The 17672-nt window shown below is 64.4% G+C and carries 20 protein-coding genes; 13 read left to right on the forward strand and 7 right to left on the reverse strand.

Features of this window, described 5'->3' with window-relative positions; translation table 11 throughout:
- Positions 1–176 precede the first annotated feature (176 nt).
- Complete coding sequence (locus F561_RS0113985; RefSeq protein WP_157451870.1) at positions 177–590, forward strand: hypothetical protein; 414 nt, start codon at positions 177–179, stop codon at positions 588–590.
- Between the two features lie 32 nt (positions 591–622).
- Here F561_RS0113985 and F561_RS0113990 read toward each other — a convergent pair whose 3' ends face one another.
- On the reverse strand, positions 623–1027 hold the full coding sequence (locus F561_RS0113990) for a hypothetical protein (protein WP_019010593.1): 405 nt from the start codon (positions 1025–1027) through the stop codon (positions 623–625).
- 101 nt (positions 1028–1128) lie between these two features.
- Here F561_RS0113990 and F561_RS0113995 point away from each other — a divergent pair, with 101 nt between their 5' ends.
- A complete protein-coding gene (locus F561_RS0113995; protein ID WP_019010594.1) occupies positions 1129–1929 on the forward strand; it encodes a VC0807 family protein in 801 nt (266 codons plus the stop codon).
- A gap of 83 nt (positions 1930–2012) precedes the next feature.
- Here the strand turns inward: F561_RS0113995 and F561_RS0114000 are convergent, their stop codons facing one another.
- Positions 2013–2465 (reverse strand): hypothetical protein, encoded by a 453-nt coding sequence (locus F561_RS0114000; RefSeq protein WP_019010595.1) that lies wholly within the window; start codon positions 2463–2465, stop codon positions 2013–2015.
- Positions 2466–2618: 153 nt separating this feature from the next.
- Entirely contained in the window at positions 2619–3353 is a 735-nt protein-coding gene (locus F561_RS0114005; RefSeq protein ID WP_019010596.1) for a metallophosphoesterase family protein, read from the reverse strand.
- A gap of 337 nt (positions 3354–3690) precedes the next feature.
- On the opposite strand from F561_RS0114005, the gene cdaA reads away from it, so the two are divergent.
- From cdaA to F561_RS0114050, 9 genes are all read left to right on the forward strand, one after another.
- The gene (gene cdaA, locus F561_RS0114010) at positions 3691–4509 is read left to right on the forward strand and encodes a diadenylate cyclase CdaA (protein WP_019010597.1); all 819 of its coding nucleotides are present in this window, start codon (positions 3691–3693) and stop codon (positions 4507–4509) included.
- A gap of 43 nt (positions 4510–4552) precedes the next feature.
- Positions 4553–5602, forward strand: a complete 1050-nt coding sequence (locus tag F561_RS0114015; protein ID WP_019010598.1) for a CdaR family protein — start codon at positions 4553–4555, stop codon at positions 5600–5602.
- 135 nt (positions 5603–5737) lie between these two features.
- Positions 5738–6421 carry a bis(5'-nucleosyl)-tetraphosphatase (symmetrical) YqeK gene (gene yqeK, locus F561_RS0114020; protein ID WP_019010599.1) on the forward strand — a complete coding sequence of 228 codons (684 nt, stop codon included), beginning with the start codon at positions 5738–5740 and terminating at the stop codon, positions 6419–6421.
- Between the two features lie 87 nt (positions 6422–6508).
- Positions 6509–7960: an LCP family protein gene (locus F561_RS0114025; protein ID WP_019010600.1), complete on the forward strand. Its 1452-nt coding sequence runs from the start codon at positions 6509–6511 to the stop codon at positions 7958–7960.
- 26 nt (positions 7961–7986) lie between these two features.
- Positions 7987–8391 carry a ribosome silencing factor gene (gene rsfS / locus F561_RS25515; RefSeq protein WP_019010601.1) on the forward strand — a complete coding sequence of 135 codons (405 nt, stop codon included), beginning with the start codon at positions 7987–7989 and terminating at the stop codon, positions 8389–8391.
- 220 nt (positions 8392–8611) lie between these two features.
- Positions 8612–9301, forward strand: coding sequence for a winged helix-turn-helix domain-containing protein (locus F561_RS0114035; protein WP_019010602.1), 690 nt, complete (start codon positions 8612–8614; stop codon positions 9299–9301).
- Complete coding sequence (locus tag F561_RS0114040; protein ID WP_019010603.1) at positions 9298–10263, forward strand: sensor histidine kinase; 966 nt, start codon at positions 9298–9300, stop codon at positions 10261–10263. Before F561_RS0114035 ends, F561_RS0114040 begins: the two co-directional genes overlap by 4 nt.
- Before the next feature lie 151 nt (positions 10264–10414).
- Complete coding sequence (gene phoU / locus F561_RS0114045; protein WP_019010604.1) at positions 10415–11059, forward strand: phosphate signaling complex protein PhoU; 645 nt, start codon at positions 10415–10417, stop codon at positions 11057–11059.
- A 165-nt stretch (positions 11060–11224) separates the two neighbouring features.
- Positions 11225–12559 (forward strand): GH1 family beta-glucosidase, encoded by a 1335-nt coding sequence (locus tag F561_RS0114050; RefSeq protein WP_019010605.1) that lies wholly within the window; start codon positions 11225–11227, stop codon positions 12557–12559.
- 31 nt (positions 12560–12590) lie between these two features.
- Here the strand turns inward: F561_RS0114050 and F561_RS0114055 are convergent, their stop codons facing one another.
- On the reverse strand, positions 12591–13073 hold the full coding sequence (locus tag F561_RS0114055) for a YbaY family lipoprotein (RefSeq protein WP_019010606.1): 483 nt from the start codon (positions 13071–13073) through the stop codon (positions 12591–12593).
- Positions 13074–13155: 82 nt separating this feature from the next.
- Here F561_RS0114055 and F561_RS0114060 point away from each other — a divergent pair, with 82 nt between their 5' ends.
- Entirely contained in the window at positions 13156–13863 is a 708-nt protein-coding gene (locus tag F561_RS0114060; protein ID WP_040380836.1) for a DNA-3-methyladenine glycosylase family protein, read from the forward strand.
- A gap of 93 nt (positions 13864–13956) precedes the next feature.
- Here the strand turns inward: F561_RS0114060 and F561_RS0114065 are convergent, their stop codons facing one another.
- From F561_RS0114065 to F561_RS25520, 3 genes are all read right to left on the reverse strand, one after another.
- On the reverse strand, positions 13957–14913 hold the full coding sequence (locus F561_RS0114065) for a carbohydrate kinase family protein (protein ID WP_019010608.1): 957 nt from the start codon (positions 14911–14913) through the stop codon (positions 13957–13959).
- Positions 14910–15755, reverse strand: coding sequence for an HpcH/HpaI aldolase/citrate lyase family protein (locus F561_RS0114070; protein ID WP_019010609.1), 846 nt, complete (start codon positions 15753–15755; stop codon positions 14910–14912). The genes F561_RS0114065 and F561_RS0114070 overlap by 4 nt, the downstream gene beginning before the upstream one ends.
- A gap of 209 nt (positions 15756–15964) precedes the next feature.
- Entirely contained in the window at positions 15965–16996 is a 1032-nt protein-coding gene (locus tag F561_RS25520) for an RIO1 family regulatory kinase/ATPase domain-containing protein (protein ID WP_019010611.1), read from the reverse strand.
- Positions 16997–17413: 417 nt separating this feature from the next.
- On the opposite strand from F561_RS25520, the gene F561_RS0114085 reads away from it, so the two are divergent.
- A partial coding sequence (locus tag F561_RS0114085; RefSeq protein ID WP_245556525.1) for a helix-turn-helix domain-containing protein occupies positions 17414–17672 on the forward strand: 259 nt, incomplete at its 3' end.

The following is a 17672-nucleotide window of genomic DNA, read 5'->3' on the forward strand; positions in this document are numbered from 1 at the left end:
AATAGGCATGGTCTGAAGAGAGTTGAAAGTGCGCCCTGCGGTCAGGAAGTCCATCCTCGGTCTTCCTGACCAGGCAGTTTTTGTACCCTGATCAGAGCCGAGTCCCGGACCAGGATCAGGCCGAAAGGTATGGAATTACACAGCCCCCCCTGCTCCTGCCTGACAGCATGGCCCCTGTGGACACGCTCCTTCCTGATTTGCGCGCCCTTGCCGCCCTGGAGATGGGCGCACTGCACCGCGTTGCTGCAACGGGCAGTGAGAACTTTTATGCCGGGTACCGGAGCATTCCCGGAAGCGGTATTCCTGAACAGCCCCGGATCCATATGTCGGTGGCGCACGGCACCCAGGACATTCAGTGGCTGCGCGGAGACGCACCCAACCTGCTCCTGCACCTGATGCACTGGGCGGCCCGCCGCAACCACCGTGTGCGGCTGGAACTGGTCAACGAATTTGATGAAAACGGCGATCAGAGCGTTTACGAGGCCACTCTGCACGGCGGCATGGTCATGGCCTCTGCCCACGCACTTGATCCCCTGAGCGCCCTGCTGCGCGTTCTGGTGCAGGCCGAACGAAACGAGCGTGCTGCCTAGCGCGGCGAACCTCGCCGCCTCTGGCCCTGCCTCTAAAACTTGATCAGACTCAGGCTGACGAAGTATTTGTTGCCTTCCATCTTGCGGGCCGAGACATCCAGAAACCGGCCTGATTTGTCGCGCAGTCGCCGCCCCAGTGTGCCGCCGTAGTCGGTCTTCATCACGAAGGTGTACCCCCGGCGCGTCAGTTGCGTGATCAGGTTGTCGAATTTCAGCGCCTTTGCGTCCACGCTGTACATCTCGAACCAGCTCATTTTTTGTCCTGTTCCCAGGGAAGACTGTAGGCCCTCTTTGGAACTGGCCGCCCAGCCGTCACATTTGGGCGCGTAGCCCGCAGGCGTCGGCATCAGACCGCCCGCAATAAAGCCTTTTTTGACCGGGCAGGCCAAAGCCGACGACACGAACAACAGACCTACCAACGCCGTGACTGGTTTCATGGTGAGTTCAGCGTACAGGGTGAGGCGGGCAGGAAGCCATCACATAGCGGGGGGCAGATTCCTCTCGCCGCGCCTCATGCGGGAATGAGAGAATGCAGCCCATGACTGACCCTGCTTCTGCACCTGCACCTGCGCCCAAAGCGCGGGCACGGGTTCCCAAAACCGTCTGGGATCTGGTGTTCACCCTGCTCATTCCCATCCTGATCCTCAGTCCCAACATTCTGGGCAGCGGCATCAGCGTGGCCGACACGGTCTTTGGCGGCGGCACAGCGGGCAATATCCGGTCCTATCTGCTGGCCGCCCTGATCCCGGTCGCCTACGTGCTGTGGGATCTGTTGGTCAACCGCAACGTCAGCCCGGTGGCCCTGATCGGCGGCGTGGGCGCCATTTTCAGCGGCGCTCTGGCGTTCTGGTACGTGGACGGTTTCTGGTACGCCATCAAAGACAGCGCCCGCTCTTACCTCACCGGCATCCTATTTCTGATTTCGGCGGCCACCAGCGTGCCCCTCTTCCGGGTGTTTCTGGATGCCACCAGCATAGGTGAAAGTCCCGAACACCGCGCCGCCACCGCACAGGCCATGCGCGACCCTGCCGTGCACAAAGGTCTGGTTCTGGGCACGGTGGTCTTCGCCGTCTTCGATCTCATCGGCGGCGTGATCAACAGCATTGTGAACTATGGCCGGGTGGTGGCTAAATTTGGCTCGGACGCCTTCAATGCTCAGGTGGCCGAGGTCAATGCGCTGATGCGGGCGCCCTCGCTGGCCCTCAGTCTGGTGGGCGTGTTTGCCGCCGTGTGGCTGGTGCAGCGTGCGGTGAAAGCCCGTTACGGTGAGGGAGCCAACCTCTTTGAACCCGCCAAACTGACCCAGGCCATGCGCGAAAAAGGTGAGTTGCGGGCGTAAGTCTCAGAAACGCTGTTCCGCTCTGATCTGCATTCGGGTCAGGGCGGTTTTGCTTGAAAGAAGGGTTGGGCTTGAAAGGTGGGCTACCACGTACACAGGCCCTGATTCTTGGGCCACTCCACGTAGATTCCGCTGACCTCGTAGCCTCCGACATTCAGTCCTTCTCTGCCGCTCCAATTGATCTTGAGGGAGCCGACTTGCTGTTCTTGTTGCCCCAGATCAAGCCACCAGTTTTGCTGGGCTACCCTTTGCAGCGCCCTGCTTTGCTGCCGCGTGGAGGGGCCGTGACACCGGTTCAAGACATGTTTAACCACGGCCACCAGCGCCCGCTGCTGCTGAGGTGTCGCGTGCGGAGAGGATACCCAGACGCGGACAAGGTTGGGGGTGCTGCTGGATTCCAACGCGCCCAGTGTCAGGAAAACTGGCCCGACTCCCGGAAGGGTCAGGTGGTGGGTATAGTTCACGTTGCCGAGCTGTGGATCAGGAACTTTGGCCACCTGCCGCGCTCCCGGTAGCTCACGTAGGACGTACAACATAATTCGGGGTTGCGCTCCACTGCCCAAAGCTATGTCGCCTAATCCGGCAGCCCACCAAGCAGTCAGCCCAACAGCCCACCAAGCAACCTTCTGTCTCATTCTCCGCACTGTAGAGGACAACGGCGGAAAGGGCAGAAGGGCACTTCCTGCTCGCTATTCCCCCGTTCGCGCCCGCCGTTTCTGATAGGCCCCGGTCAGAAGTTCCGCGATGTATTCCCGCGTAAAGGGCATGCCACTGGCCTCTGCCGCGCTGATCTCCTCGTCACGGTCATAGGTGAGGCGTACGAAAGTCGCGCTGTGGGCGGGACTGTGGGGGTCAAATTCCAGCACCAGATAGCAGGGCAGGGTGCTGTCCAGTGGATTTCCCACGCTGCCGCAGTTGATCAGCGGGCGGCCTTCCACATCCAGCATCAGGGCCTCGTGGACATCGGCGTACACGAGGGCGTCGGCGTGCTGAGACAGGGCGTACTGGCTGTTGGGCAAGAAGGCGTCCAGTTGCTCGGCAAGGCTGCTGTGCGGGTACAGGCGGTGAAACAGACCGCGGCTGCTGGCATGCACGAACCGCCACCACGCGCCGCTGAACTGTTCCTCTATGCCGTAGGGCAATTCCCCGAGGTAAGACAGTTGCCCAGGTGTCAGGCGGCTACGCGGCCAGAGGTCCTGGGGGCGGTTGGTGGCCCCGGCAACGCGGGCGTCCCAGTTGCCCTGAATCACGCGGGAGGCGTGGGCCTGAGTCCACTCCACCACCTCACGCGGGCGCGGGCCTTTGCCCACCAGATCACCCAATACCCACATTTCAGAAATGCCGCGCCGCTCGACGTCTGCGTGAACCGCCAATGTTGCTGCCAGGTTGGCATGCAGGTCGGCGAGAATGGCTAGACGCATCATGGCGGGCAGTCTAGCCTACCCCCCTGTACCTTACCGGGCAAAACTAAAGGGAAACAGAAGATAAAGGTTCGGGCGGGTGCGGCTGAGGGCTGGATTCCGCGCGGTTTTCAAAGAGTCATTCGGGGGAACGGGTGAGCGGCGCAGGCTTGGTGGCCCAGAAGTTAGGGGTGTCTGTCGGGTTACAGCTGTGCAGAGCCGGGCTGAGCCGTCCAGTTCATCTCTTCGGCTCCTTTCACATCCTGTCCAGACTCAGCCCCACGGTGGGGGCTTGTATAGTGGGTGCCGTGCCGCCCAGCCCGCGTTTTTGTGCTGCGGCGGGAAGGAGTCGTCAACGCCCGTGCCGTCCCCCCTCGGTTCCCTGAGTGCCCGTGATGTGCTGGACATCGGTCTGGTCACGTTTTTGGTGTATCAGGCTTATATGTTGGTGGTGGGTACGCGGGCCGTGAACGTGGTGCGCGGCATTCTGGTGTTCGCGGGCGTGTGGGTGGCGGCACAACTGCTGGGCCTGACCACCCTCAGTTACCTGCTGGGACGGGCAGGCACGGTGGGTCTGTTTGCCCTGATCGTGCTGTTTCAGCCCGAGCTGCGCGGCGCACTGGAGCGGGTCGGGCGTCCCAGAGGCCGCGAAGCCAGCGGCGGGGCCGCCCTGCAGGACCTCGCGCGGGCGCTGGAACGCCTGGCCGAGCGCAAAACCGGGGCGCTGATCGCCATAGAGCGCCGCACACCGCTGGGCGAATATGCCGATACAGGTGTGCGGCTGGACGCCGTGGTCAGCGTGCCCTTTCTGGAAGCCCTGTTTGCCCGCAACGCGCCTCTGCACGACGGCGGCGTGATCGTGCAGGGGCCGAGGGTGGTGGCGGCGGGCTGCCTGTTTCCCCTTCAGGCCGGAGACGGGACCTACCGGCGCTACGGTACCCGCCACCGGGCGGCCATCGGGCTGTCGGAACTGACCGACGCGGTGGTCCTGATTGCCAGCGAGGAGCGCGGCAGCATGAGAATTGCGCTGGGAGGACGGCTGGGGCCAGACCTGAACGGCACCGAGTTACGCGAGCAACTCCGGACGCTGGTCTACGACCAACCCGATTCGCCGCCTGCCCGCCGCAAAGGAGAAGCGCCGCCCGACTCCGATGAGGTTTTGCCCCCGGAGAGAGCATGACCGGGTTGGACACGACGCGGCTCAGGAAGACAGTGCAGGCAGCATGAGCGGGGGCAGCAGTCATGACGGCGGATTGTGGGGCGCGGCCCAGCGTTGGCTCAGGCCGCGCTATGTGTGGGGCCGGATTATTCATAACCTGCTGCCCAAAGTGCTGTCGCTGGTGGTGGCCCTGACGCTGTGGTTCGTGGCGACCGCCGACCGCCGCGCCAATGTGGAACAGGGTTTCGATGTGCCCGTAACGGTGCGCGACACCACCGGGGGCCGCACCCGTCGCGCCACCAGCGACCTCAACCCCAGCACCGTGCGCGTGACCCTGTCGGGCCGCCCGGAGCGTCTGCGCGAACTCAGCGGCGAGACCATCGAAGCGGTGGTGGACGTGACAGGCGTACCGGAAGGCAGTTTCAACCGCCCGATCACGGTGCAGGTGCCGGGCGGAACCAGCCTGCGGCGGCAGGCACCGGAGCGGGTGCAGGGGTTCGTGGATGCCCAATTGACCCGGACCCTGGCTGTCACGCTCAGCGTGGCCTCTCCGTCCGATACCAGCCTGCTGCGCTACGAGGTCGCGCCTGCACAGGCCACCGTCAGCGGTGCGGGGCGCGTGGTGGCTACCGTACGCCGCCTGATTACCAGCCCTGCGCCCCTGCTGCCCGGCGAGGCCAGCGAGGTAAAACTGATCGCCCTGGACGAGGACGGGAACCCGGTCGAGGGTGTGCAGACCAGCCCGGCCAGCGTCACGGTACGCCGAATAGACACCGGAGAACTGCCGGTCAAGAGCCTGCGCGTGGTCCTGAACGATCCTCCGGCGGGCCTGCGGATCACAGCGGCCAGTGTTCAGCCCAGCACCGTGCGCGTGGTGGCGGCCCCCGAACTCCTCGGGCGGCTGCGGGAGGCGGCTGGAACGGTGGTCTACCGCGCTGGAACCTACACCGCGCCCGTCACCCTGCGTATTCCGGCGGGTGCACAGGCCCTAGAGGAAGTCAGCGTGCGCCTGACGGTCGAGCGGGTGGTGATCCCTCCTGCGGTGACGACTCCTGCCGCTGCTCCGGTCGTTCGTCCGCCTGCCAGTGAAACAGGGAGCGGGTCTGCGCCGTAAAGAGAGGGAGGGCGATTTGGTCTATCCTCCAAACACCGCCCCAGATGGAATCGATTCCATGTTTTACGTCAGCTTGAGTGCCTGAGCGTGGCGTATACTCGGCTCTATGGTGTGGAGCCTTGTCCACATGCGCGCATGATTGCCGCACTGCCCCAACCGCGTCACCCCCTCGCCGATCTGGTCGGGTGGGACGACCGCGTTCGCCTGATGGTGCGCCCCAAGCGTTACCAACACGTCCTGCGCGTCGCAGAACTTGCCTGCCAGATCGCCTGTGCCAACGGTATCGACGAATCGCGGGCGTATGCGGCGGGCATCTTGCACGACATTGCCCGTGATCTCCCCGACGCCGAACTCCTGCGCCTCGCGCCGCCCGAACATGCCATAGACGCTGCGCACCCGCTGGCCCTGCATGGCCGTGCGGCCCGCACACTGCTGGAACGCTGGGGCTACCGCGATCCGGTGGTGCTGGAGGCTGTAGAAGACCATACCACCGGGCCGCGCGGTGGAAATCCAGTCTCAGCCTGCGTGTACGTGGCCGATGTTTCCGAACCCGGACGCGGCGTGAACGACGACATCCGGGAAATGGCCCTGTATGACCTTGATGCCGCCCTGCACCGTGCCATTGCCTCCAAAGTCACGTACCTTCAGGGGCGAGGTATTCAGGTTCATCCGCGTACTTTGCAGGCCTACTATGCGCTGCCGCTGGTGCGTGTCGATCACGGTCACTCCACTTCCGGCAGCCTTGTCTCAGAGAACGCTCCTGCCTGCGATTCCGCCGCTCCCCGTTTATCGCTGCGCCGCACTCGCCCTGTCCCGTGAATGTCAGCCGCGTGAGTTCGGCCCCGTGATGTCAGACGCTGATCGCTGCCCGGTCTTGAAGAACGCCCCTCATGCCCGCTGGCTATTGTGGGGGGCGTGAGCCTGTTGCCGCCCGATTCCTCGCCCGCTGATCTTCCTGTGCCCGCTCCAACTCGCCAGTCGGCCCGCCCGTTGGCCCGCTTGAGGGCGCTTCAGGCCTTCGGGCTGTCGCTGGCGGCTCTGGTGCTGGGCGGCGCGGCGGTGCTGAGTTCGCCGGGGGCGTCCACTCCGGTCAGTGCGCTGGTCGCGGGCAGTGCGCCGCACTTCACGTTGCTGCTGGCGGGCCGCGACATCGTGTACTGCTATTACCGCCAGCCCTGCAAAAACCAGGATCAGCGCACTGGCATCATTCAGCCGCCCAACACCGATACCCTGATGCTGGTCAAGGTGGATGCCGGACGGGTCAGCGTGTTGAATATTCCCCGTGACACCAACGTAGGCGATTACGATTACCGCGCCTCACCCGCCGCCCAGAAGGTCAACAGCCGCTACTGGGCCGAGGGGCCTGAAGGGCTGACCCGCGCCGTGGAAGAAATCACGGGTGAACGGGTAGACGCCCACGTGATCGTGCGAACCGACTATGTTTCCCGCGTGATAGACGCGCTGGGCGGCCTGGACGTGACTGTGCCGGAGGGCGGCATCGAGTGGATAGATCAGGCGGCGGGCGTGAACCTGAAGCTGGACGCTGGAAACCACCACCTGGACGGCGAAACGGCGGTGCTGTTCCTGCGCGTCCGCAAAGGTTTCGGTGACGATTGGGGCCGCATAGACCATCAGAAGCAGGCGCTGACGCAACTGGCCTCACGCCTGAAATCGGCCCGTGGGCTGGCCGCCCTCCCCACGATTGTGGGCGGGATCGGCAACGGCGTAGAGACCAATGCAGACCCCAACCTGCTGCCGACCCTGCTGCCCTATCTGCCCCGGCTCAAGCTGACCTTTGCCACGCTGCCTACCGATGAGATTCGCGGTTCTTTCAATCTGGCTGTCAACCGTGAGCGTCTGGCGCAGGTGTGGGGGACCCAGGCTGGCAGCCCGGCAGGTGCAGCAACTCAACGTCAGGTCAGCATCCGAATAGAGGACGCCAGTGGAGCTGCACTCGGCCCCCGCCTGGCCCGTGCTCTGGCGGCGCTGGGCTACACGAGTGTGACCACCGAAGCCGTGCCAGCCAGCCCCGAGGCCAGTCAGGTCTTTACGGGCAGCGACGTGGGGACGGCCAGTGAATTGGCCGATACCCTGGGTCTGCCCAGGCTGCAAGGTGAGCGTTTCCCCGTAGAGGCCGGAGAAATAGGTATTCTGCTGGGAACGGACGCCCGCGAGACTCTCGCGGCACTGCGGGCGTATCCGGATGGCCCCGCCCAGACCGCCCCCGATGGACAGGGCCTTGGTCAGAGCGGCACGGGCCAGACCGGAACAGTGCAGCCTAGAGCAAGCCAGACCGGAGCAAATCAGCAAGAAGTCGTGCCCCTCTTGGCGGCACACAGCATTACGGAGAACCCATGAATCCAGCATCACACCAACCTGCACAGATGGTCAAAGCCCAACTCCGCGCCATCGTGGACGCCGCCCGCGAACGCCGCGCCGAAGACGTCGTGGTTTTAGACCTGACCGACGTTTCTTCTACTCTCGAATACTTCATCATCTGCACCGCCACGGCGGGCCTTCAGCTCAACGCCATTCAGGAAAACGTACGGCAGAAGGCGCAGGAAGCTGGCCTGCCCCGTCCCAGCGTCGAAGGCCCCAGCGAACGCTGGTTGCTGCTGGCCTTTGGCGGCGGCATCGTGGTGCACATCATGACCAAAGATGCCCGCGACTATTACGACCTCGAAGGTCTCTGGAGCGATGCCCGCAAGCTGGAATTTCTGGAGACGCCCCGCGATCCAGACGCCAACCAGACCGAAACCACACAGGCCGAGTCCGCTCAGGCCGAGTAACCGTTGCTCTGAGCTGAAACAGGTAATTCTGGCCTGTGCGCCTGCGTTGCCCAGTTGGGGCGGTGTGGGCGTGCAGGCTTTTTGGGGGCAGGAATGGCCTGTATTGGGGCTGGTCAATGGGGGGTGGGTCAACAACAGACCACCGCCCTCATCTTCTCCTTTACTGCCCCAGATCACTCCACCTGACACCCGCCTGACCTGACACGTCAGAATGAGGGGAATGAGCCACGTGGTTGTAATTGAGGATGAGGGTACGGTGCGCGACGTGCTGCGCTTTCATCTGGAGCGGGCAGGACTGCGCGTCACAGCTTTCGAATCGACACGCGGCACGGAAGAGGCACTCGCGCAGGCCGACGCCCTGGTGCTGGACTGGATGTTGCCGGGAGAAAGTGGGCTGGGTTTCCTGCGCCGCCTGCGGGGAGACCCGGAACTGCGGCGATTGCCCGTGCTGATGCTGACCGCCCGCGCCGCCGAGGCCGAACGCGTGGAAGGGCTGGAATCGGGAGCAGACGATTACCTGACCAAACCCTTCAGCGCCGCAGAACTGGTGGCGCGGGTCCGTGCCCTGCTGCGCCGCACCCTGCCCGATACGCTGCAGACCCTCACCAACGGCCCCCTCACCGTGGACATCAGCTCCGCCGAAGCCCGCATGAGCGGCAAACGCCTGAACCTGACCCGCCGCGAGTTTGATCTGCTGGCCTTCCTAACGCAGCACGCGGGCCGGGTCTACTCGCGCACAGAACTGCTGGACCGGGTGTGGGGCGCGGATTTTCTTGGAGGAGAACGCACGGTGGATCAGCACGTCACGCAGCTTCGGGCACATCTGGGCGATGATCCCACCCGGCCTGACTTTCTGGAAACGGTGCGTGGCAAAGGCTACCGGATGCGCCCGTGGACAGACGCCGCATGATTCCGCAGGCGGCCACCGAGGGGGCGTCTGCGCAGGGGACCTGGCTGGACGCGCTGCCCCAGGCCGTACTGCTGATCGAAGCGGGCAGCGTGACCCGCGTGAACGCCGCCGCCGCCCGTCTGTGGGGCGTGCCGCAAGACCGCGCCGCCGGACGTCCGGTGCTGGAGATCGTGCGTCGGCACACGCTGGAGGCCCTCACAGAGCGCGGCGGCGAGATGGAACTGGAAGTCAGTGGGCGCACGCTACGTTGCACGGCCACCCGCGACGGTAGCCACAGCGCCCTGATCGTCGAAGACGTGACCGATCACCGCCGCCGTGAAGCCGAACTCCGCGAGGCCACTGCGGTGCTGTCGCATGAGTTCCGTACCCCCGTCGCTGCCCTGCGGGGGGTGCTGGAGGCGCTGGAATACGACATGCCCACCGACCTCGCTCAGAATTTTGTGCGGCAGGGGTTGCAGGAAACCGAACGGCTGGCAAGGCTGGTCGAGGACCTCGCCGTGGGTTTCCGGCCCACCCGCGCCCGCACCCTGCCGCTGGCCGAAGCCTTTGCCCGCGCCGAGCGCCTGCTGGGAACCGATCTGCTGGCGCGGCAGGCCACGCTGAGTTTTGGGCAGGACCATCTGGTGCGGGCCGACCCCGACAAGTTGCTGCAAGTTCTCCTGAACCTGATCGAGAATGCCCTGAAATACGGCCCCAATGGGCAACCGATTCATGTGCGTACCGCCGAGCGCGGCACCTGGATCGAGGTGGCGGTGCTGGATCACGGTCCCGCCATTTCAGATTCCGAGAATCTGTTTCGCGCCCACACACGCGGGCAGGGGGCCACCGGGCAGGGCAGCGGCATGGGCCTGTATATCGTGCGTTCCATCGTGCATGGCTGGGGCGGTCAGGCGTGGGCCGAGCGCGAAGGCCAGCAGAATGCGTTCTGCTTTACGCTGCCGGGGGTGGCGGGGATCGGATAGCGCTGCTGCGGCTGACGCTGCCCTGACCCTTCCGACTCCCGTCAAATGGTAAGTTTCTCTCATCCGGCGGGTGTCGCTGCCGACCCTGCCCACTGCGGCCATTTTCCCCATTCTTCCGGCTGTCCCCGGACTGCTGCTCAGGAGTACCCCTATGCGTGAAGCCCTCGAATCTGACCTCCGTGCCGTGCTGAACGGTGCACTGAATATGCTGGGCACGGTAGAACGCATGTTGCCCGTGGCCGCCGACATCCTGCTGCACGAACGCACCGAGCGCCTCGAAGAAATCCGTGCCCTTGACCGCGAGGTGGATGCCCAGGAAGCCCAGATCGAGGCCGAATGCCTGCGGATCATCGCCCTGCATCAGCCCGTGGCCCGCGACCTGCGGATGGTGGCCCTGATCCTCAAGAGCCTCAGCGACATCGAGCGCATGGGCGATTACACCGTCCACGTTGCCAAAGACGGCGCGGAACTGGCGCAGGCTCCGGCGCTCAAGCGCTACGTGAATCTGGCCCGGATGCTGGAACGACTGGGCGAGATGAGCCAGAATCTCCGCACCGCCCTCGCAGACCGCGACGTGACCCGCGCCGAGGCGACCATCGGCATGGACGACGAGGTAGACGACCTGTACGAGCAGATTCAGCGCGAACTGGTGACCTACATGCTCGAAGACCCGCGCAATATCTCCAAGGCCCTGATGCTGATGCGGGTGGGCCGCAGCCTGGAACGCGTGGGCGACCATATGGAAAACATCGCTGAGCGTGTGCGCTACTGGGTCACGGGGCAGCGGGAAGCGTAAAACAGCTCTGGGCTTGAGGCTCTGAGCACCTATGAGGGGCGTGGATCATGACTGGTCTGCGCCCCTGCGCTGCTCATGGTCCCGGATAAGGCCCCGGAACTGATGACTCAGGGCTGATGACTCACGGTTTATGGCTCATGGCGCGTGCCCTGCTACCCTGGCTCCATGAGCGACTTTCCGGCGGGGTTTGTGTGGGGAGCGGCGACGGCGGCCTATCAGATCGAGGGCGGCGTGCAGGAAGGCGGACGCGGGGCCAGCGTCTGGGATACCTTTTCTCATACGGCGGGCCGCATCCGTAACGGCGATATGGGCGACGTGGCCTGCGACCATTACCACCGCTACAAGGAAGACGTGGCACTGATGAGGGAACTGGGCCTCAGCGCCTACCGCTTCAGCGTGGCGTGGCCCAGAGTGCAGCCCGAAGGCCGGGGGCGCACCAACGCGGCGGGGCTGGCCTTCTACGACGCCCTGACCGATGAACTGCTGGAGGCAGGCATTCAGCCGTGGCCCACGCTGTTTCACTGGGATCTGCCGCAGGCCCTCGAAGACGACGGCGGCTGGCTGAACCGCGACACCGCCCACCGATTTGAAGACTATGCCTTTGCCGTGGGGGAGAGGCTGGCTGACCGCGCCGCCGGATTCATGACCCTGAATGAACCCTTCGTGGTGATGGCCCTGGGTTACATGCTGGGTATCCATGCGCCGGGGCGTCGGCTGGGGCTGGCGGGCGGCTTTGCCTCGGCACACCATCAGCTGTTGGCGCACGGCATGGCGGTGCGTGCCCTGCGGGAAGCCGGGGCGCGGCAGGTGGGGATTGCCAACAACTACGCCCCCGCGTGGCCCGCCACCGACCGCGACGCCGATCATCAGGCGGCAGGCCAACTGGACGCGCTGCACAACCACCTCTTTACCGATCCCATCCTGCGCGGCGAATACCCGTCGGCGGTGCTGGATCTGGTCAGCGCCCACGCGCCGCAGGCCCTCGATCTGGTGTTGTCCGGCGACCTCGCCACCATTGCCGCGCCGCTGGACTTTCTGGGCGTCAATTACTATCAGCCCGACCACGTGACCGCCGACCCGCAGTCGCCTTTCGGGGCCAAAGTGGAGGGCGTGCCGGGCCGCGAGCGTACCAATTTCGGCTGGTCGGTGGTGCCCGAAGCCCTCACGCAGACACTGACCAACCTGAAGGCCCGCTACGGCGACCTCTGCCCGCCCATCTACGTCACCGAAAGCGGCTGCTCTCAGGCTGATGTGGTTCAGGATGGCCGGGTGCGCGACGAGGCCCGCATTCGCTACCACGAGGCGCACCTGGAAGCCGTGGCGACCGCTATAGAGCAGGGAACCGACGTGCGCGGCTACTTCGCGTGGAGCCTGATGGACAACTTCGAGTGGGCCGAGGGGTACTCGCAGCGGTTCGGGCTGGTGTACGTGGATTTTGAAACGCAGGAGCGCACGCCCAAAGACAGCTATCACTGGCTAAAACGGCGGATAGGGGGCTAGATTCCAGCCTTTCCCACGTTACGATCTACGCTCAGCGAACCTTGATCACCTTCACGTCCAGCATGGCCCGCGCCGCTGTGGGCAACTCGGTTCGGGTATCGGTCACGTACAGCAGCCTGCCGCTTTTGTCGGTCACGGTGGCCCGCACCGCGTAGCTGCGGCCTGCGGCAAAGCGCACCGGGTTGTAGACGATCTGATAGGAGGCGGGCAGGCGCGGCGTGGAGAACTGGATCTGAACGATCTGGCGTGAAGCCACGTCCTGAAGCGACACGTCCTCGATGACCACCGTGACCACGCTGCCTGCGGGCAGGGCTGTCCGGCTGGGGGTCAGCACCTGTCCGCGCAGTTCGCGCCAGCCTGCCGGAATGCTGGAACTGGCGCTGGCCGGAGCAGCGGCGGGGCGGCTGACCGGGGCTGGGCGGGTAATGGTCATGCCGCCGATGGTGGTCTGGGCCGAGGCTCCGGCCAAGAGCAGGGCGGCGAGGGCAGGCAGCAGGAAGCGTGCATTCTTCATGCCTCTATCCATACCCGATGAACGTGATGAGAAGATGACCGAGAGTTCAGCCCTGCTCCGTTTTGCCCGGCACAATACAGCCATGTCTGCCCCCGCATCGTCGCCCGACCTGCCCCTCACCGACCACGCAGCGGCTGTGCTGCACCTTTCCCGCGATCCGTTGTTGGCCCAGATCATCGCTCAGGTGGGCAGCCTGCCGGTGCTGACGCCCACCTCTGATCCGTTCGGCACCCTCGTTCGCAGCGTAAACGGGCAACAATTGAGCGTGAAAGCGGCGGCCAGCATTCATGGGCGTTTGGTGGCGGCTCTGGGTCAGTCTGTACTGGGTCAGCCTGCACTGGGTCAACCTGTATCGGGTTCGGAGGCCGGACCGCCGACCACCGTCACCGCAGAAGCCCTGTTGTCCGTAGACGGCGAAACCTTGCGTTCCTTCGGGTTGTCCTGGGCCAAGGTTCGCACTGTTCAGGCGCTGGCCGCCGCTGCGCTGGATGGCCGGGTGGATTTTGCCCACCTGTCCACCCTGCCTGACGAAGCCGTGATCGCCGCTCTGATTCCGCTGCCCGGCATAGGCCGCTGGACCGTGGAAATGTTCCTGATGTTCGCGCTGGCCCGCCCCGACGTGTTCAGCATGGGGGACCTCGCGCTCAGGCAGGGACTGACGCGTCTGCATCCGCACACGCCGCCCGCCGAGGTGCTGGAAGGTTGGGCACCTTACCGCACGCTGGCTGCCCGCTACGTCTGGGCCGAGAATCACCGGGTCAAAGGGGGCGGAGAGCCGGTGGTGGGGTAGGAGGTCGCGTCAGCCTGTAGTCCGTGGAGAGGTGACAGGAATCTTCAGAGTTCTCTCCACGCCTCACGCCCGACACTCCACAGCTCTTGCTGTCTACTGCTCTTTGAGCCTTTCCAGGAGCGCTTCCCGCGTCAGCGTCGGTGCAACCGTATGGGTGCTTTCTACGGTCAGGGCGGCGGCGGCGTGACCCTGACGGGCCGCCTCAGCGGGGGTCAGACCTGCCAGCAACGCGGCGAGGTAGGCGGCCAGCATCGCGTCTCCGGCTCCGGTCACGTCGGCAACTTTGGCAGAAACGGTGGGCAGCTCGGTAAAAGTATCTGGCATAGAAAGCAGGCTGCCCAATTGCCCACGCCTCACCCACACGGTATGGATGCCCTGCGCGTGCAATTCCTGTGTGGCGGCCCGGATCTCGGCTGACACGTCCGGCACCTCGCGGCCCACCAGTGCGCCCAGTTCCAGCAGATTGGGCGTCATGGTATGCGGCGGGAATCCAGCCTCGATGGAGGACCGGATTTGCAGGGCCTTGGGCACACTGACTGGCTCAAAGGCAACAGGCACGCCCGCTTCGGCGGCCAGTTTCATCAGGTGATTGAGGGTGGGTTCGCTGAGGTTGCCGTCGGCCACCACCCAGGTCGCGCCGCGCAGCACGGCCCGGCGGTCATGCAGGGTGGTGGGCGTCAGGACTGTCAGCACTGTCATGTCAGAAACCGCCACCAACAGCTCGCCCTCATGGTTCATCATGGCGGTGTACGTGCCGGTCAGATGTTCGTTGACCCGCAACACGAAGCGCACGTCCACGCCTGCTGCCTTGGAGTCGTCCAGCAGGGCGTCACCCAGGTTGTCGCGGCCCACCGCACTGACCAGTGAAACTGCCACACCCAACCGTGCCAGATTTTCGGCGATATTGCGGGCCACGCCGCCTGCGGTCTGGGTGGTCAGGCCCGGATTGCTGGTGCCCAGAATCACTGGGGCCAGCGTGTGGGCCTTGAGATCCACATTGGACCCGCCCACCACCACCACGCGGGCCGGAGCCGCAGAGGAAGCGGTCAAGAGGTTGGTTCCGGTTGTCTCTGCTGTGCCCACAAGGTCAGGTTATCCCGTGCCTCGTCTGCGTGCATCTGCTCGATCAGCGCTCCCCGGTGGGTGGCTACACTTTTCCCCTCTGCGCGGGCGGTTTCCCATGACTCCAGCAGGGCACGTGCTTCGGCGGCCTGCGCCTCCGTGACGCCGTAAGCGGCATTGGCAGCGGCAATCTGGCCCGGATGAATCACCGTTTTGCCCGCAAAGCCCAACATCCGGCCCTGAGCGCACTCGCGGGCAAAACCGTCTGCATCGGTGACATCGTTGAATACGGCGTCCAGCGGCACTTTTCCGGCAGCGCGGGCAGCCAGGACCACCGCAGACAGGGCGTAGAGCAGCGGCCACCGTTCGGGGTGCGGCTGAGTTCGCAGGGCACGGGCCAGATCGTTCGCGCCCACCAGCAGGCCCGCCACGCCCGGTACAGCGGCGATGGCAGCGGCATTCTGCACCCCGGCAGGTGTTTCGATCATGGCCCACAGCGGCAGACCCAGACTGAGTGACGCCGCAGCGCGGGCATCCTCGGTCTTGGGTAGTACCAGCCCCGCCGCACCCGACAGCAACGCCATTTCCCGGTCTGCGTGTTCGTGTTCAGTGCCCAGACCATTCACGCGCACCAGCACAGGCACGCGCCAGCCGCCCGCCCGCAGTGCCAGCCGCACCTGCTCCCGTGCCTGCACCTTGGCTTCGGGGGCCACCGCGTCCTCCAGGTCCAAAATAATGGCGTCGGTCCGCAGTCCCCGCGCCTTTTCTATGGCCCTCGGCTTGTCGCCGGGAACATACAACACCGAGCGCCACGCGGCAGGAGCGGTCATTCGGGTTGGGGCTGTGTATTACGCGGGCGGCGGGCAGATTTGGCCGCGCTGGACGCCAACAACAGCGGTAGCAGGGCCAGCAGGAATTTCAGGGTACGGGGCATAAGGGCAGTGTAGCGGGGCGGGATGAAATGGGGGAGAGGGAGAAAGCAAAGACGAGTGCCGGAACCTCATACGGAATCCCTCTCCCCTCAGAGCTGCACCAGACCTCAGGGCAGCAAGAGACGCGGCGTCGGTGCTGGCCCCAGCGCCCGCTTCTGCACTTCTTTCAGGGTGGCTTCTCCGTCGGTCTGAATGCCGTGCCGACGGAAGCTCATGCTCAGGCTGTCGGCGTCGCGGCGCAGCAGTTGGGCAAAGTTGGGGTTTTGCCGGGTCGTGAGTTGCGGAAAGTCAATGATGACCACGGTTCCTTCCTCCTCGTTCTGAATTTCACTGCTCTGGCTCGCGCTGTATGGGCTGTTCATGTGCTGCATATCGTTCTGGTCTTGCTCGGCCTGTGGCCCTGAATCTGTTTCTACGCTCTGTTGTGAATCGCCCTGCTGTGAATCCAGTTGCCAGAGCAGGTTGTAGGTGCTGTAATCGCCGTGCACGTATCCCAGCCGCAGCAGATGCGCCATGCCGTTCAGGCTCTGTTCCCAGGCGCTCCGGGCCTGCTTGGGCGTCAGGACCGCGTCGCTGAGGCGGGGGGCGGGGGCGTCTTCGGTACCGATCAGGCGCATCAGCACGGCGGGCGTGGTCTTTTCGTAATCGAACGGAGACGGCCCCACCAGCGGTTCGGGCACGCTCAGACCCGCATTCCACAGCTTCCAGAGGTGCGCGTATTCCGCCGTGACCCAGCCCATCTGAAGCATCGCCAGCCCCTTCAGGCTGCGGCTCTGCATGGCTTTTCTGGCCCGCTCGTCCAGAATGGTCTGTCCTTCACGGTATATGGCGTCGTTCTTGAAGCTGCGGGCTTCCAGTTCGCGGTACAGCTTCACCAGAATGCTTCCGCGTGGGCCGCGTGCCACGTAGGCGGTGGCTTCCTTGCCGCTTTTCAGTTCGGCCACGATTTCTGTAATGTGGCCCAGATCGGTCAGCCGCTTGATGATCTCATCGGCCTCGCCCTCTGCACCTTTTTTGAGCGTCGCCAGTTTGCGGCGGCCCAGCGGTTTTTTGACCTTGTGTTTCTCTTTGCGTTCCGGCCCCGTATCAAGGTCGTTCAGCTCGGTATCCAGCCAGTCCTGGCCGCCGCGCTGACTCATGGTTGGGCCTGCGGTGTGCTAATGAATCGGCAGTGGTCGGGCTGTGTTCTCGGTGGTTGATGCTGCAAAATCACTCCAGTGGGCAGGGGCGAGGGTTCCTTGGGCAGTGGTCAGGGAATCAAAGATGTTGTGGGTCATATTTGCAGCACCTCCTTTCGGTGTAGCCCTACCGTAGCAGGTGCAGGGTGCCTCGGCCAAGACCATCCGGCAAGGTAAGCCATCACGCCTAGGAAAGAATGCGGATTTGACCCTATTCGGGGTCATGGCATCGGTGAGTTACACGTAGCACGGAGCGGCCCGCACACCTGCCCCACGACCCCTCCTGCTTGTTTGTTGCTGTTATCACGGCCTATAGCCCAGCGCCTACACACGTCTTTCAATAGACCTCTTGCGAAAGTCGTGGGCTAAGCTGGCAGGGTGGAGCAAGATCGTCTGACACGCACGCTAAAGATGAACCGCAAGCAGTTTCGGCGACGCACCGGGGTCTATCCGGAAACCTTCGCCGAGATGGAAGCAGTGCTGAATGAACGCGAAGGGCGGAAGAAGAAATCTGGCCGCCCAGCCGCGCTGAGCGTGGCTGAACAGCTGCTGATGACCCTGGAATTCTGGCGCGAGTACCGCACTTTCGCGCATCTTGGCGACGACTGGGGCGTGCATGAAACCACCGTGCACCCTC

The organism is Deinococcus aquatilis DSM 23025, from assembly GCF_000378445.1.
GTDB classification, from domain to species: Bacteria; Deinococcota; Deinococci; order Deinococcales; family Deinococcaceae; genus Deinococcus; species Deinococcus aquatilis.